General features: G+C 51.2%; 16 protein-coding genes and 1 pseudogene. All 17 read left to right on the top strand.

What is annotated here, in order from left to right; genetic code table 11:
• Positions 1 to 14: 14 nt before the first annotated feature.
• The 17 genes and pseudogenes from NQ550_RS13355 to NQ550_RS13275 all read left to right on the top strand — a co-directional run bounded on the left by NQ550_RS13355 (position 15) and on the right by NQ550_RS13275 (position 13555).
• Positions 15 to 479 (top strand): gamma-glutamylcyclotransferase family protein, encoded by a 465-nt coding sequence (locus NQ550_RS13355; protein WP_008400055.1) that lies wholly within the window; start codon positions 15 to 17, stop codon positions 477 to 479.
• Positions 476 to 1291 carry a class B sortase gene (locus NQ550_RS13350; protein WP_008400054.1) on the top strand — a complete coding sequence of 272 codons (816 nt, stop codon included), beginning with the start codon at positions 476 to 478 and terminating at the stop codon, positions 1289 to 1291. Before NQ550_RS13355 ends, NQ550_RS13350 begins: the two co-directional genes overlap by 4 nt.
• A gap of 233 nt (positions 1292 to 1524) precedes the next feature.
• On the top strand, positions 1525 to 2685 hold the full coding sequence (metK, locus tag NQ550_RS13345) for a methionine adenosyltransferase (protein ID WP_025577044.1): 1161 nt from the start codon (positions 1525 to 1527) through the stop codon (positions 2683 to 2685).
• Positions 2685 to 3656: a DUF3991 domain-containing protein gene (locus tag NQ550_RS13340; RefSeq protein ID WP_008400051.1), complete on the top strand. Its 972-nt coding sequence runs from the start codon at positions 2685 to 2687 to the stop codon at positions 3654 to 3656. Before metK ends, NQ550_RS13340 begins: the two co-directional genes overlap by 1 nt.
• A 4-nt stretch (positions 3657 to 3660) precedes the next feature.
• Complete coding sequence (locus tag NQ550_RS13335; RefSeq protein ID WP_008400050.1) at positions 3661 to 4434, top strand: hypothetical protein; 774 nt, start codon at positions 3661 to 3663, stop codon at positions 4432 to 4434.
• Positions 4435 to 4500: 66 nt separating this feature from the next.
• Positions 4501 to 5313 (top strand): DNA-methyltransferase, encoded by an 813-nt coding sequence (locus NQ550_RS13330; RefSeq protein ID WP_015513369.1) that lies wholly within the window; start codon positions 4501 to 4503, stop codon positions 5311 to 5313.
• Positions 5314 to 5317: 4 nt separating this feature from the next.
• Entirely contained in the window at positions 5318 to 5785 is a 468-nt protein-coding gene (locus NQ550_RS13325; protein ID WP_006428286.1) for a DUF7768 domain-containing protein, read from the top strand.
• Between the two features lie 142 nt (positions 5786 to 5927).
• Complete coding sequence (locus NQ550_RS13320; protein ID WP_025577043.1) at positions 5928 to 6305, top strand: DUF3789 domain-containing protein; 378 nt, start codon at positions 5928 to 5930, stop codon at positions 6303 to 6305.
• 126 nt (positions 6306 to 6431) lie between these two features.
• A complete protein-coding gene (locus tag NQ550_RS13315) occupies positions 6432 to 6740 on the top strand; it encodes a plasmid mobilization protein (protein WP_019162193.1) in 309 nt (102 codons plus the stop codon).
• A gap of 3 nt (positions 6741 to 6743) precedes the next feature.
• Positions 6744 to 8033 carry a relaxase/mobilization nuclease domain-containing protein gene (locus NQ550_RS13310; protein WP_008400045.1) on the top strand — a complete coding sequence of 430 codons (1290 nt, stop codon included), beginning with the start codon at positions 6744 to 6746 and terminating at the stop codon, positions 8031 to 8033.
• A 5-nt stretch (positions 8034 to 8038) separates the two neighbouring features.
• Positions 8039 to 8875, top strand: a complete 837-nt coding sequence (locus NQ550_RS13305) for a PcfB family protein (RefSeq protein WP_008400044.1) — start codon at positions 8039 to 8041, stop codon at positions 8873 to 8875.
• A gap of 3 nt (positions 8876 to 8878) precedes the next feature.
• Positions 8879 to 9817 carry an ArdC-like ssDNA-binding domain-containing protein gene (locus NQ550_RS13300; protein WP_008400043.1) on the top strand — a complete coding sequence of 313 codons (939 nt, stop codon included), beginning with the start codon at positions 8879 to 8881 and terminating at the stop codon, positions 9815 to 9817.
• A 96-nt stretch (positions 9818 to 9913) separates the two neighbouring features.
• The gene (locus NQ550_RS13295; protein WP_015513376.1) at positions 9914 to 10228 is read left to right on the top strand and encodes a hypothetical protein; all 315 of its coding nucleotides are present in this window, start codon (positions 9914 to 9916) and stop codon (positions 10226 to 10228) included.
• Positions 10229 to 10258: 30 nt separating this feature from the next.
• Positions 10259 to 10510, top strand: a complete 252-nt coding sequence (locus NQ550_RS13290; RefSeq protein ID WP_008400041.1) for a DUF4314 domain-containing protein — start codon at positions 10259 to 10261, stop codon at positions 10508 to 10510.
• Positions 10501 to 12267, top strand: a pseudogene (locus NQ550_RS13285) (VirD4-like conjugal transfer protein, CD1115 family). The gene NQ550_RS13290 and the pseudogene NQ550_RS13285 overlap by 10 nt, the downstream one beginning before the upstream one ends.
• Positions 12267 to 12641 carry a hypothetical protein gene (locus NQ550_RS13280; RefSeq protein ID WP_008400039.1) on the top strand — a complete coding sequence of 125 codons (375 nt, stop codon included), beginning with the start codon at positions 12267 to 12269 and terminating at the stop codon, positions 12639 to 12641. Before NQ550_RS13285 ends, NQ550_RS13280 begins: the two are co-directional and overlap by 1 nt.
• Positions 12642 to 12715: 74 nt before the next feature.
• A complete protein-coding gene (locus tag NQ550_RS13275) occupies positions 12716 to 13555 on the top strand; it encodes a VirB6/TrbL-like conjugal transfer protein, CD1112 family (RefSeq protein ID WP_008400038.1) in 840 nt (279 codons plus the stop codon).
• Positions 13556 to 13560 lie beyond the last annotated feature (5 nt).

The raw sequence follows: 13560 nt of genomic DNA, 5'->3' as shown, positions 1-13560 counted from the left end.
CGTATGGAAGCAACATGGATCTGGACCAGATGGCATATCGGTGCCCAAAGGCGGAGGTGGTAGAAATCGTCCGCCTGGAGGGGTATCGGCTGACCTTTGCAGCCGCAGGAAGCGGCCTTGCCACCATCTTCCCGGAAGAGGGAAGCCATGTGGACGGCGTCCTCTGGTCACTGACCGGGGACTGTGAAAAGAGCCTGGATCTTTATGAAGGCTATCCTGATTTTTACGACAAGCAGGAGATCACTGTCAAGAACAAAGATGGAAGAGAGATCAAAGCCATTGTCTATATCATGACAAAAGATTACATGCAGAACTTTAATCCGCCCGGACGGTCGTACCTGACTGGGATCTTAAAGGGCTGCAGACAGAACCAAATCCCGACAGAGCCGATCCTGAAAGCAGCAAGGAAACCGCCTGTGCCGGGAAAGACGCAGAAGAGTCAGCCAAAGAAGCAGAGAAAAGCCGGACAGGAACGATGAAGAAAAAACCAAAGACAGGAATCTTACAGAGGTTTTTCAAGATCATCTGCCTTGCAGTGACGCTGACAAGTGCCGGGTTTCTGATTTACCACATGGTATATCTTCCAATGGAGAACAAAAAGCTGATGGCAGAGCTGAAAGGGAATTTCCCGGAGCCGGAAGCTCCGGGAGCCTCAGGCTCTGAAAAGAAAGACCAACCAGCTGGAAGAAAATGCCCGGTGGCTGCGGTAGACCTTGTTTCTCTTCGGGAACAATACCCGGATGTGCAGGGATGGCTGACAATACCGGATACCGGGATTGATTACCCGGTGCTTCAGTCCGAACAGGAGAATGGGGAGTTTTACCTGAAACGGAATTACAAAAAGGAATATGACATCAACGGAAGCCTGTTTTTACAGGCAGACTGTAAAGTGTCTGAAAGTCGGAACCTTATCATTTACGGTCACAACATGAACAGTGGGGCAATGTTCGGAAATCTGGACTTATATGCAGATGAAACGTACTATCAGGAGCATCCCTTTGCTTATCTTCAGACAGAGGATAGCATTCAGGAATACCGAATTGTCACGGTGCTGAAAGCAGACAGGAATTTGTTCCCATTCCAGCAGAAACTCGCAGATGCGGAGGCAGTGCAGGAATATTTAAAAGCAGCTAAGCAGAGGGAAGTGTTCGAAACCGGGGATGATTACCTGAAGTGTATATACGATAAGGTTTTGACGCTCGTCACGTGTTCATATGAATGGAGCGGTGCCAGGAACATCGTCCTGGCGGTGCCGGTTTCCGGGGCAGTGTGGAGTCAGAAGTGTTCGTAAGTACCCGAAAAGTGCAGAAAATGAGACAAATAATGACCGCACGGGCAGGGATGTGTTCAAAACAGGGGGATTATGAAGGGTGTGCATTGGTAGTATTTAGGTTGAAAAAAGTGTCTGAAAGTACCAGAAAAGTGCAGAATGTGAGACAACTTATAACCCAGATCCGGCAGAAAGTGTTCCAGAAAGGAGCGTTTCCTGCCGTTATTATTTACTTGGAAAGGATGGTAACGATTATGAAACGATTTTATACAGCAGAATCCGTAACAGAAGGACATCCGGATAAGCTCTGCGACCTGATCGCAGACAGCATTCTGGACGCGTGTCTGAAAGAGGACGAAAATTCCAGAGTGGCCTGCGAGGTGCTGGCGACCAAAAGGAACATCATTGTAGCAGGAGAGATCACCAGCCGATTTGAGCCACAGGTGTTTGAAATCATCAAAAAGGTGCTGGAGAGTGCAGGCTATGAAGCAGAGGAAATCCACATGGATGCCCTCATCCACAAACAGAGTCCGGATATCGCCGGGGCAGTGGAGAGATCCAGAGAACGAAGGGCAGGGACTGTTTTTGTTCAGAGCGGACTTGCCAGCGGTACCGGGGATCAGGGCATCATGATTGGCTACGCCTGCGATGAGACACCGCAGCTTATGCCGATGCCAGTGGTTCTGGCGAACCGCATTGTAAGGGAACTGTCTGCAAGCCGTAGAAGCGGATATATCACGGGAATCTTGCCAGATGGAAAGGCGCAGGTGACCGTGGAGTATGAAGATGACAGACCTGCCCGGCTGGATACCGTCATTGTGTCCTGCCAGCATGAAAAGGAAAAATCCCTTCGGAAGCTGGAGCATGAGATCCGGGAGAAAGTGTTACGCCCGGCACTCCGTATGCTGCCACCGGATGAGGATACCAAGATCCTGATTAACCCATCGGGCAGATTTGTGTGCGGAGGTCTGGATGCAGACACCGGACTGACCGGAAGGAAACTAATGGTGGATACCTACGGCAGCCTGGTACCGCATGGCGGCGGTGCATTCTCCGGGAAGGATTGTTCCAAAGTTGACCGTTCCGGGGCATACATGGCCCGTTACATCGCCAAAAACATGGTAGCTGCCGGACTTGCCAGCCGATGCCAGGTGTCCCTTGCCTATGCCATTGGGGTTGCCCAGCCAGTCATGGTGCAGGTGGATACCTTTGGAACGGGAAAGATCTGTGCGGATGACTGCCTCGCCGCAGCGATCCCTCTGGTGTTCGGGCTTACCCCAAGCCAGATCTGTGACACCCTGCACCTGAAGCGGCCAATCTACCGACAGAGTGCGGTGTTCGGGCATTTTGGAAGAAAGGAATTCCCGTGGGAGAAAACGGATAAGGCAGAGCAGCTCCGGGATACCGTGATGTAATGCCGTGGATTCCGGAAGAAGAAATCAAACGTGCAAGGGAGATCACCGCCATTGAATACCTGAAGAAATATCAGCCAAACCGTCTGAAAAAATCTTCAGCCAGAAATGAATGGGAGCTGACAGACCACGACAGCTTTAAGATTAACGAGCAGACCAGCCAGTGGCACTGGAAATCCAGAGATATCGGGGGCACCAGTGCTTTAAATTTCCTGATTCATGTAGACGGGTGTTCTTTTCTGGAGGCAGTGCAAATGCTGAAAGATGAGTATCCCACCTATATCCCTCCTCCAGTGGAAGCAAAGCCAAAGAAGCCATTTGTCCTGCCTACGGCCAGCCCAGACTGCCGCAGGGTGTTCCGCTATCTGAAAGAGCGGGGCATCAGTGGCGAGGTCTTACAGCGGTGTGTTCATTTGGGAATCTTATATGAGAGTCTGCCCTACCACAATGCCGTGTTCATAGGACGGGATGAAAACCAGGTGGCAAGATATGCTTTCCTGCGTGGGATTTACGATGCCAGCGGAAAGTCTTTTAAGATGGAACAGGCCGGAAGTGAAAAGGCATACGCTTTTTGTGTTCCGGCGAAATCGGGATGCAGACGGGTTGCTGTTTATGAAGCCTGTGTGGATGTGCTTGCCCACATGACATTGGAACAGAGACAAGGAAGCCGGGATAAGTACCGTCTGGAGCTTGGCGGGATCAGCGCACCAAAAGAAGGGCAGAGCCAGCGGAGCATGAAAAAGCCGCAGGCATTGGAACATTTTCTGTCCCAGCACCCGGAGATCACCGAGATCGAAGTGTGTACCGACAATGACTTTGCCGGACGGTGGGCGTGTGAACATATCCGAAAAGCCTACGAGGGAAGCTATCGGATTATCGAGAACCTGCCGGAAATCGAAGGGGCAGACTGGGCAGACATGGCAAAAATGGCTGCCCGTACACCGGAGAAACGGCAGAATAGGGAAGCGAGGTGATGCTTTGAAAGATAAAATAGAAGTGGGAATGCTGTCACCTCTGATGGCAGAGTTTATTCCGGACTATTCAGACATTGTGGATCTGGATGATGCGGAGCCATTGGAAGGACCTGACCTGGTGCAGTATCAGACATCCATCGCAGAAAAGGTTGACGAGATCAATCGGCTCGGTATGCCTGACAACCAGCCATGCAACCTGATCGATTATTTTGACCAAAACAAGGACATTAAGGAAAAAGTGGAACGCATTACAATGGCGGTAAAGGAACAGGAGGGCGTTTTATATGGCTGTGCAAACCTGACACTCCGGGAGAATCTGACACCAGAGGAATACCGTGTGGTGGGGCAGTATCTGAGAGGGCAGTACAGCGATGGCTGGGGAGAAAGTCTGGAACAGCGGGAGATCAAGGTAGACGGTGGTGAATTATACTTACATTTCTATGTTGGTGCCGGCTCGGATTTCCAGATACAGGTGAAAGCACCGGAAAACGGTGTGCAGGAAAAGCAGCCGGAACAAAAGCCGTCCCGTCCAGAACTTAAGCTCTTAGGGCATGACGGAAATATTTTCTCAATCCTTGGGGATGCTGCAAGACTGCTTAGACGTGCTGGGATGTCCGAACAGGCCAACGAAATGGCGGATCGTGTCCACAAGAGCAGCAATTACTATGAAGCGCTGGGAATCATCAGCGAATACGTGGAAACCGAGCTGTCGGACCACCGTGAACAGCCCAGAACGCCAAGAAAAGAAACACTGAAAAAAGAGGATACCTGCCGATGAGCAGTTCCATAAAGAAAAGCACTTCCAGAGAAATCTGGAAAATAAGCGACCGAAAGGATGATGCCTATGGGAAATACCCTGAAACTTGAAGATCTTTTAAAACCGGACTGTGTGCCGGATGAGTCTGCCGGAGGGGAGAACTGGCGTATCCTGCATGGAGATACCTTAAAACTGGTCAAAGGATTCCAGCCGGGGATCTTTGATGCAGTTATAACCGATCCGCCCTATGCGTCCGGGGGAACCAAGCAGAACGAACGCAACCGAACTACCAACCAGAAGTACAGCAGCATGAAAGCAGAAAATGCCCTGCCGGATTTTGATGGGGATAATAAAGACCAGCGTTCCTGGACCCACTGGATGGCAGAATGGCTGTACGATGTGCGGAAAGCCTGCAAGAGAGGGGCTCCGATCTGCCTCTTTATTGACTGGAGACAGTACCCGTCCATCACCGATGCCCTCCAGTGGGCAGGGTGGATCTGGAGAGGGACTGCCGTCTGGGACAAGGGGAACTCCCGTCCGCAGAAAGGCAGATTCCGCCAGCAGGCAGAATATATTGTATGGGGAAGCAACGGACCGATGCCGATCAACCGCCCGGTGTCCTGCCTTCCGGGTGTGTTCCGTTATGGGAATCCCCAGAACCGCATCCATGTGACAGAAAAGCCGCTCCAGCTGATGAAGGATGTCATCCAGATCTGTGAGCCGGGCGGCCTGATCTTAGACCCGTTTGCCGGAGCTGGTACTACCATCCTTGCGGCGGCAGAGTCGGGGTTTCAGGCAGTCGGCATTGAAGTGACCGATGCGTATTATAAGCTGGGAAGCGACCGTGTCCGCATTGCACTGGAAGCTGGGGAAGAAGCGGAAAACAAAGAACCACAGTAGCCGGATGTCTGGCAGACATCTGAAAAAGAGAAGAAAAGAATCCAGATGTCCACAAGACATCCACAGAGCGGAATGCTTTGTGGGTGTTTCTTTTTGGAAAAACGCCGGGCAGAGGAAACCTGTCCGGCCAGGAAAGGAGATGGTCGTATTGGAACAGGCACTTGCTTATGTCTGCTGTTCTGCAGAAGAAGGAAAGACCAAAGTACAGCGGTACTGCCGGAAGATCTACGAACTGGGATATGTGCCGATCTGCCCGCAGTACAGCTTTTCCCCATTCCTTGATGACGGGGATGCAGAGGATATGCAGGCCATGCGGAGAATGTCCCACCAGATATTAAGGCGGTGCAGGATGGTGGTTGTCTGCGGAAAAGAGACCACCGGGACGATGAACACGGAGATCAGCATGGCTGACAGACTCCATATCATCTGTACCACACTGGATGGGTTGAGCAAAATCAAGGAAAATGAATGATTCAGAAAAACGACTGGTTCAGAGGGGACGAAACCGGATGCGACTGGTTTTGCAAGCATAGCGTTTGGATATCCAAACGCACTTTGGGGAGAACCCCAATCCCCCATACCGAGCCGTAAACAGACGAAAGGAGAACGAAAAAATGTTGGGATTTATACTTGGCACAATGACCGGAGGAGTAATGGGCGTTTTTGCAATGTGTCTTTTCATAGCTGGAAAACGTGAGGATGAGGCACTGGAGCGGTGCCGGATGAAACCAAAGGAGATCATTGACCACGGCGTGTGCATCTGTTTTGTAAACAGCCAGGGAGAGGAACTGTTCCGTCTGGCAGACGGGGAAAGCCTTGTGCAGAATGCCCCAAATGGAGAGCGGAACGTATCCACCTGCCACTATCTGGATGCCGATTCTGCTATGATTGATGGGAAAAAATGGAACCTCCTGGAATTCGCAAAAGAGATGGAAAAGAGAGGGATCATGTTCGCCCCGATGGAGCTGTGCCAGGTATCGGAAAGGGGGTGAGGCCCATATGAAGAAAAAGATCATTGCTGCAGCGGTAGCCATCGGCGTTCTGGCAGGTTTCCTGATCTGGAAAAATCGTGAAATGTAATGACGCAACCAATAACCCGTTGGAAAGCAGGTGAAGAGATGAGAAAAAGGAACCATGTGATACCAGTCCGCCTCAATGCAAAAGAGCTGCGTTTTCTGGAAGAGCAGGTAGAAAAAAGCGGCCTGTCCCGTGAGGAATACATCCGTTCCATTGTCATGGGTGGCGAAGTCCGGGCAAGACCCTGTGAGCATCATACGGAGCTTTTGCGGAAAATATCCGGTCTGTGCAACAACGCCAATCAGCTTGCCCATGTAGCCAACGGCTGTGGGATGGCCGGGGAAGAGAGTATCCGGGAAATGCTCCGCATGACGAAAGAGACATGGAGGCTGGTCAAAGAGGAATGGTAGCCGATGGCATACACCAGTATCATCCCGGTCAGCCGTCTGGACAATTCCATCACGTACATCCGAAACAAGGATAAGACCACCAAGAAAGGGCAGAGTGCCGGCTCTCTGGAAGAAGCCATCGATTACGCCATGAATCGGGACAAGACGGAGCGTTCCGTTTTTGAGGATGCCATCGGCTGCGTCTGTGAGACTGCCTATCAAGATATGGTAGCTACGAAGAAACGATACCACAAGATGGACGGAGTACAGGGGTACCATCTGGTGCAGAGCTTTGTCAAAGGGGAAGTCACCCCGGAGCTTGCTCACCAGATCGGCATGGAAATGGCAGAAAGGCTCCTTCAGGGAAAATACGAAGCAGTCATCACCACCCATCTGAATACGGAGCATTACCACAACCACATCGTGTTTAATTCCGTGAGCATGGAAGATGGGAAAAAGTACCACAGCAACAGCAGGAGTTACTATGAGGATGTGCGGAAAGCTTCGGATGCCTTATGCCTGAAATACGGCTTATCTGTCATCGAACCGAAAAACGGCAAAGGGAAATCCTATGCACAGTGGATGGCAGAACAGGACGGAAAGCCGACCTGGAGAACCTCGATCCGTCTGGACATCCGGGATGCTGTGGCAGAGAGCTTCACATGGAAACAGTTTCTGGAACAGATGAAGCAGAGGGGATACCAGTGGAAGCTGAACCGGAAGTACATTGCATTAAAAGCACCGGGGATGGAACGGTATATCCGTCTGCGGAGCCTTGGGAAGCATTACTCGGAAGAGAGCATCCGGCAGTGGATCTTGCAGCCCAAGAGCAGGATACCTGCTGGAAAAGAAGGAGATTCCAGATTCCCGAAAAAGAAGTTAAAAGGGATACAGGCCCTGTACTATTCCTATCTGTACCAGATGGGTGCACTAAAGCAGAAGCCGAAAAGGATTTCCCCGGTGCTCCGGGCAGACATCCGAAAACTGGATGCCAGGATCGAGCAGATGGAATTTCTACAGAAGCATCAGATTACTAGCCGTGAAGAGCTACTCGCCTACCGCACATCGTTGGAAGAGAGGGTACAGGCACTCACGAAAGAGCGGAAGCGGCTCTACCGGAGCGAACCGGACAGTGTCAGGATCGGTCAGATCACCGAAGAACTGAAGCCGCTTCGAAAGGATATCCGCATTTGTATCCGGATCGAACAGCAGTCCCAGGAGATGGAAGAAAAGATGCGTCTGGCAGAGCAGATCCAGAGACAGGAAGAAGAACAGACGGAGAAAAACAGAAAACCGAGAACAGAAAGCAGGTGAACAACATGAATTATGGAGGCGATGCGGCGGACCAGATCGTCCGGTATTCCCTAGACGGCGTGGACCACGGGCTCAGGCTTTCGGGTACGCTGGCAAAGCATCTGGCGGTATTTGTTGCCGCCGTATTAAAAGACCAGAAGAAAACGAGGGGCAAGACCAGAATGGTGCGGATGTTAAAGGAGAACAAGCCATTGAAGTTCTTCACTGTGCCATCTGACCGCCTGCGTGAATTCTGCAGTGAGGGCAGGAAACGAGGACTGCTCTATGTGATCATCCGGGATAAAAAGAACCCGGAGATGAGCGAGGTCATGGTCTTTGCCGATGATGCAGCCAAAGTCAACCGTGTCATGGATAAGATGAACCTTGATTTTGTAAGGAGCGAAGTCGGGGAAGCTGTCCATGAGGTAACCGCCGGAATGGAAGCACCGGAAACCGAAGCAGTACAGGAAACTGTGCAGATGCCGGAGGGCGAGGTGCAGTTTGAAATCAGCGATCTGGACGAAGCATTCCAGGTCGGTGACATGGACTTTTCTGAAGAGGAAAAGAACCAGAATCATCCCGAAAAGGAGTTTTCCGAACCGGAAAATTTTATCCCGGTGCAGGAAGAGGGGGAAGAGAATCTGTCCGGCTCTTCCTTGCACAGCAGAAATATTTCTACCGGGCAGGAAAAAGGGACTGATGCAGGGCAGAGGGAACAGGAGCGTCCCAGTGTCCGCCGGGAGCTGGAGAACATCAAACGGGAGAAAGCAGAGGAATCCCAGAAGCGGAGCCGGGAAAAGAACCGTGGACCAAGGAAAACGCAGAAGAAAGCAAGAAAGAAACGAAAGGTGAAAGCGAGGTAGGAGATGGACCTGACAAAATTTTTAGGGCAGGACTCGCAGGAGCAGTCCGCCCAGCGGTTATCGAAAGAAGAATATGCCGCACAGAAAAAGCAGGAGAGGGAAGAAATCTGGGGTATGATCGATGGAAAGGCACAGGAGGTCTTCCAGAATGGGGACTCCTTAAAAGGATTCCTTGATTTTATGGGACAGTGCAAGCCGCAGAGGACAGACAACCTGTTCCTGCTTTATGCACAGAATCCGGAGATCCGGCAGGTCAAGACCTTTGAAAAATGGAAGGAAGAAGGCAAGGTAGTCAAGACCGGAAGCAAGGGATACAACTTCATTGTCGGACAGGAATATGAAAAGGACGGTGTCATCCAGCAGGGGTACTCCATCCAGAAAGCCTATGACATCAGCCAGATCCGTACCAAGCAGCCAGAAGAGGCAGAGCCAAAGCCGATGGACCAGCTGATGGAAGCACTGCTGACCGACAGCGAGGTACGGATTCAGATCGCAGACAATCTGCCGGATAAGGTACAGGCACAGTACATCCCGAATAAGCGGACGATCTATGTCCGAAATGGCATGAGCGAAAATGCAACGTTCCATTCCATCAGCCGGGAGCTGGCCTGTGCATCCCTTGACCATCACGATGGAAGCTACAGCCGGGCAGGGGTATCGGCACAGGCCTATTGTGCGGCGTATGTGACAGCACAGAAATACGGCGTGGATGTCTCCGGTTTTTCCTTTGACAAGGTATGCCAGATGCAGGCATTCGGACAGAAAGATCCGAAAGAACTCCGCTCCTTTATCCAGGATGTAAAGAGTGCAGCCTATTCCATTGGCAAGCAGGTAGACCGCAACCTTGGCAAAAGCGAGCAGGAATTTATGACCGATGAATTTGCCATCCCGGAGGAAAAAACGGAGAAACCTGCCAAGAGTAAAAAGTCTCCGGAACGCTGATAAAAAGGGGCTTTTCCGGCTCTTTTGCAGTAGCTTTCCGGGAGGAAGTGTGGTATGTTGTGGTTGAGAAAAAAGAGGAAAAAAGGAGGCTCGCCTATGACAAGAATGCGATATGTAAAGATGGACCGGATCATGAACCACATGCTGATCCATGCACTCCGGGAAGTGTTCCGGCAGGAAAAAGAACAGGGGCTTCCGGTGGATACCACACGGGATCTGGTTCTGAAGCTGGCAGAGCAGGAAGAGGGAAAGCTCTACCTGACAGAAGCCGAACACAGCAAATCCGTGGAAGCCTTAAACCAGCTCCGGGACACATACCTGAAAAACGGACGCTATTCCGATGGGATCGACAGCGTCCTGTTAAAGATCATGAAATCCAGATACCGCCCATACCGTGGAAGGGGAAGATGAAGAAAGGATGTGGTACAAATATACAGAAATATGACACAAGAAAGAATAGAAGCCATGCGGAGAAGATATCCGCCGGGAACCGAGGTCATGCTTAACAGCATGGAGGGGGAGAGCCACATGCCACCCGGCTTAAAAGGTAAGGTGGATATGGTAGACGATGCAGGGCAGATCCACGTAAACTGGGAGAATGGAAGCAGCCTTGCCCTCGTTCCGGGAGTGGACAGCTTCCACATTACGGACCTGCCAAGAGCAGAGAGGCCCAAACAGCAGCCATCCCGGTAACAAACAGCCGGAAGTCAGACTGGGTGATTTGGCTTGCCGGACTGCCTGTCATCTGGTGGGTAGCAATCCTGCTTGCGGATGCCATCCAGCCGGGCAGGAATCTTTTCGAGCTGATGGAGGTTCTCACAGAAAAGCTGAACCATCCCTTCCAGTTTCATTATACGGAATACACCATCAAGTCGATGCTGGTCTGCACGTTACTTTACGCAGCCGGGATCGGCATTTTTTATTCCAGTCAGAAGAACTACCGCAGAGGGGAAGAACATGGCTCTGCCAGATGGGGCGATGCCCGGCAGATCTGTAAGAAATATAGCAAGAAGCCGTACTCCCAGAACATCCTGCTGACACAGAACTTCCGCATTAGCCTTGACACCCACAAGCACCGCAGATGTCTCAACATTCTCGTAGTGGGAGGCTCCGGTGCAGGAAAATCCAGAGGCTTTGCCCTGCCAAACATCATGCAGTGCTGCTGTTCGATGGTCATCACCGATCCGAAAGCCGAGCTGCTCCGAAAGACAGGCGGTCTGCTGGAAAAGAAAGGATATGAGGTGCGTGTCTTTGACCTCATCAATCCCGACACATCTTTTTGCTACAATCCATTCGAGTATGTCCACGATGACAAAGACGTGCTCCGTCTTATTTCCAATCTGATACAAAACACCACACCCAAAGGTTCCCAGTCCTCCGATCCCTTCTGGGAGAAGAGCGAAACCGCACTGCTTCAGGCACTGATGCTGTATCTGCTCCACGAAGCTCCGCCGGAAGAACAGAACTTCGCCATGATTATGGAGATGTTAGGCTCGGCACAGGTAAAAGAAGAGGACGAGGACTACGAGTCCCCTCTGGACATTTTGTTTGACCGTCTGGAGATGCGGGACCCGGACAGCATTGCCGTCAAGCAGTATCACATTTACAAGCAGGCGGCAGGAAAGACCGCCAAGTCCATCCTGATCAGTGTAGGTGTCCGGCTGGCAGCCTTCAATCTGCCGCAGATTGCCAAGCTGACCAATACTGATGAACTGGATCTTTCCAACATGGGAGAAAGAAAAGTTGCCCTTTTCTGCTGTATCCCGGATGCAGACACCTCTTTGAATTATCTGGTAGGCATGATCTACAGCCAGCTTTTCCAGACGCTTTATTACATGGCAGACCGTGTGCATGGCGGTGCCCTCCCGGTTCCGGTCAACTGCATCATGGATGAGTTTCCAAACGTATCCCTGCCAAATGAGTTTGAGAAGATCCTGGCAACCTGCCGTTCCCGTTCCATTTACTGCAGCATCATCATCCAGAACATGAGCCAGCTAAAGGCTCTGTTCAAGGACTCCTGGGAAAGTCTGGTGGGCAACTGCGATGAGTTTTTGTACCTGGGCGGCAATGAAAAAGAGACACACAAATATGTATCAGAATTACTGGGGAAAGAAACCATAGACACCAACACCTACGGGCAAACCAAAGGAAAATCCGGCAGCTACTCCACCAACTTCCAGCAGAGCGGAAGGGAGCTGTTACAGCCGGATGAAGTCCGTATGCTGGATAACTAGAATGCACTTCTGTTTATCCGCGGGGAGCGGCCCATACTGGATGCCAAGTATGACCTGATGAAGCATCCCAACATCCGGTATACCGAGGACGGAGGTGCCGGCCCGTTCAATTATGCGAAAGCACCGCTGGCGCATGACGATTTTACATTTGACGAAACAAGATATGACGATTACGAACTGCTTCTGGATGAGGACATCATCGGGGAGCTTTTTTGATGGGAGGAATGCCAATGAATTTACTGAAAAATAAGAAACACACAGAAATCAGGAAAGAGACCGCACCGCTAAAGATGAAGAGAGGGCAGAAGAAACTGTTTGCTCTGTATGCAGTCATGGTACTGTCGATCTGCATTGGGGCGACCTGCGTTTATGCCGCAGGCGATCCGCTGACCGTAGTCAATAACCTATCCACGTTTATCTTTTCCCTGATCCGCGCCATTGGCCTGATTCTGCTGGGATTTGGTATCGTGCAGGTCGGTCTGTCCTTAAAGAGCCACGATCCAAGCCAGAGGGCAAACGGATTTTTGACACTGGCAGGCGGTATCATCATTACCTTTGCAAAAGAGATCCTGGACCTAATCATGGGATAGGAGAAGAGTCCAGAAGGGGAGCCATGCGAAATGCCGGCTCCCTGCTCACTTTTGAGGATGGGAGGTGAAACTGTTTGAGTGATAACTGGATCGTACAGAATCTAAATTCTGCCTTGCAGACCTGGAGCGACAAGCTGGCTGAAATCTGGACACTGCTGACGCAAAGCCCGGAGAATTTCAAGGGCGGGGCAATCTGGAGCGTGATGACGAACATCAACGGTGGACTGAAAGCCATCGGGTACGGCCTGCTGGTTCTGTTCTTTGCGGCAGGGCTGGTAAAAACCTGTGGGAGTTTCACGGATATGAAAAAGCCGGAACACGTAGTGAAAGCCTTTATCCGTTTTGCACTGGCACAGGGAGCCGTTATGTCCGGCATGGAGCTTCTGACAGCGATCTTTTCCATTGTGCAGGGCATCGTGACCAACATCATGTCCCACTCCGGGATGGCAGGGGGAACCGTAACGGAACTGCCCTCGGAGATCGTGGACAAGATCGAAGCGGTCGGGATGCTGGAATCTATCCCTTTGTGGATCGTAACTTTATTAGGAAGCCTGCTGATTACGGTATTGTCATTTGTCATGATTCTGACTGTATACGGGAGAATGTTTAAGCTGTATATGTACACAGCCATCGCACCGATTCCATTGGCAACCTTTGCCGGGGAGCCAACCCAGTCTGTAGGAAAGAACTTTATCCGTTCCTACGCCGGGGTATGTCTGGAAGGAGCCATCATCGCACTGGCCTGCATCATCTTTTCGGTGTTTGCATCAAGTCCGCCGGCCATCGGGGACACCAGCCTGTCCGCCGTGACCATTGTCTGGAATTACGTCGGGGAACTGGTATTTAACCTGCTGGTACTGGTCGGGGCAGTCAAGGCATCCGACCGTATCGTAAAAGAAATCATGGGATTATAGGAGGC

Source organism: Blautia wexlerae DSM 19850 (assembly GCF_025148125.1).
Classification (GTDB): Bacteria; Bacillota; Clostridia; order Lachnospirales; family Lachnospiraceae; genus Blautia_A; species Blautia_A wexlerae.
This window is presented reverse-complemented; position numbering and strand designations above follow the sequence as displayed.

What these genes read in the sequence shown, in the direction of transcription:
- NQ550_RS13355 (WP_008400055.1), top strand. Translation starts at nt 15, where the DNA reads ATGGATCTGGACCAGATGGCATATCGGTGCCCAAAGGCGGAGGTGGTA.
- NQ550_RS13350 (WP_008400054.1), top strand. Translation starts at nt 476, where the DNA reads ATGAAGAAAAAACCAAAGACAGGAATCTTACAGAGGTTTTTCAAGATC.
- metK (WP_025577044.1), top strand. Translation starts at nt 1,525, where the DNA reads ATGAAACGATTTTATACAGCAGAATCCGTAACAGAAGGACATCCGGAT.
- NQ550_RS13340 (WP_008400051.1), top strand. Translation starts at nt 2,685, where the DNA reads ATGCCGTGGATTCCGGAAGAAGAAATCAAACGTGCAAGGGAGATCACC.
- NQ550_RS13330 (WP_015513369.1), top strand. Translation starts at nt 4,501, where the DNA reads ATGGGAAATACCCTGAAACTTGAAGATCTTTTAAAACCGGACTGTGTG.
- NQ550_RS13325 (WP_006428286.1), top strand. Translation starts at nt 5,318, where the DNA reads ATGTCTGGCAGACATCTGAAAAAGAGAAGAAAAGAATCCAGATGTCCA.
- NQ550_RS13320 (WP_025577043.1), top strand. Translation starts at nt 5,928, where the DNA reads ATGTTGGGATTTATACTTGGCACAATGACCGGAGGAGTAATGGGCGTT.
- NQ550_RS13315 (WP_019162193.1), top strand. Translation starts at nt 6,432, where the DNA reads ATGAGAAAAAGGAACCATGTGATACCAGTCCGCCTCAATGCAAAAGAG.
- NQ550_RS13310 (WP_008400045.1), top strand. Translation starts at nt 6,744, where the DNA reads ATGGCATACACCAGTATCATCCCGGTCAGCCGTCTGGACAATTCCATC.
- NQ550_RS13305 (WP_008400044.1), top strand. Translation starts at nt 8,039, where the DNA reads ATGAATTATGGAGGCGATGCGGCGGACCAGATCGTCCGGTATTCCCTA.
- NQ550_RS13300 (WP_008400043.1), top strand. Translation starts at nt 8,879, where the DNA reads ATGGACCTGACAAAATTTTTAGGGCAGGACTCGCAGGAGCAGTCCGCC.
- NQ550_RS13295 (WP_015513376.1), top strand. Translation starts at nt 9,914, where the DNA reads ATGACAAGAATGCGATATGTAAAGATGGACCGGATCATGAACCACATG.
- NQ550_RS13290 (WP_008400041.1), top strand. Translation starts at nt 10,259, where the DNA reads ATGACACAAGAAAGAATAGAAGCCATGCGGAGAAGATATCCGCCGGGA.
- NQ550_RS13280 (WP_008400039.1), top strand. Translation starts at nt 12,267, where the DNA reads ATGGGAGGAATGCCAATGAATTTACTGAAAAATAAGAAACACACAGAA.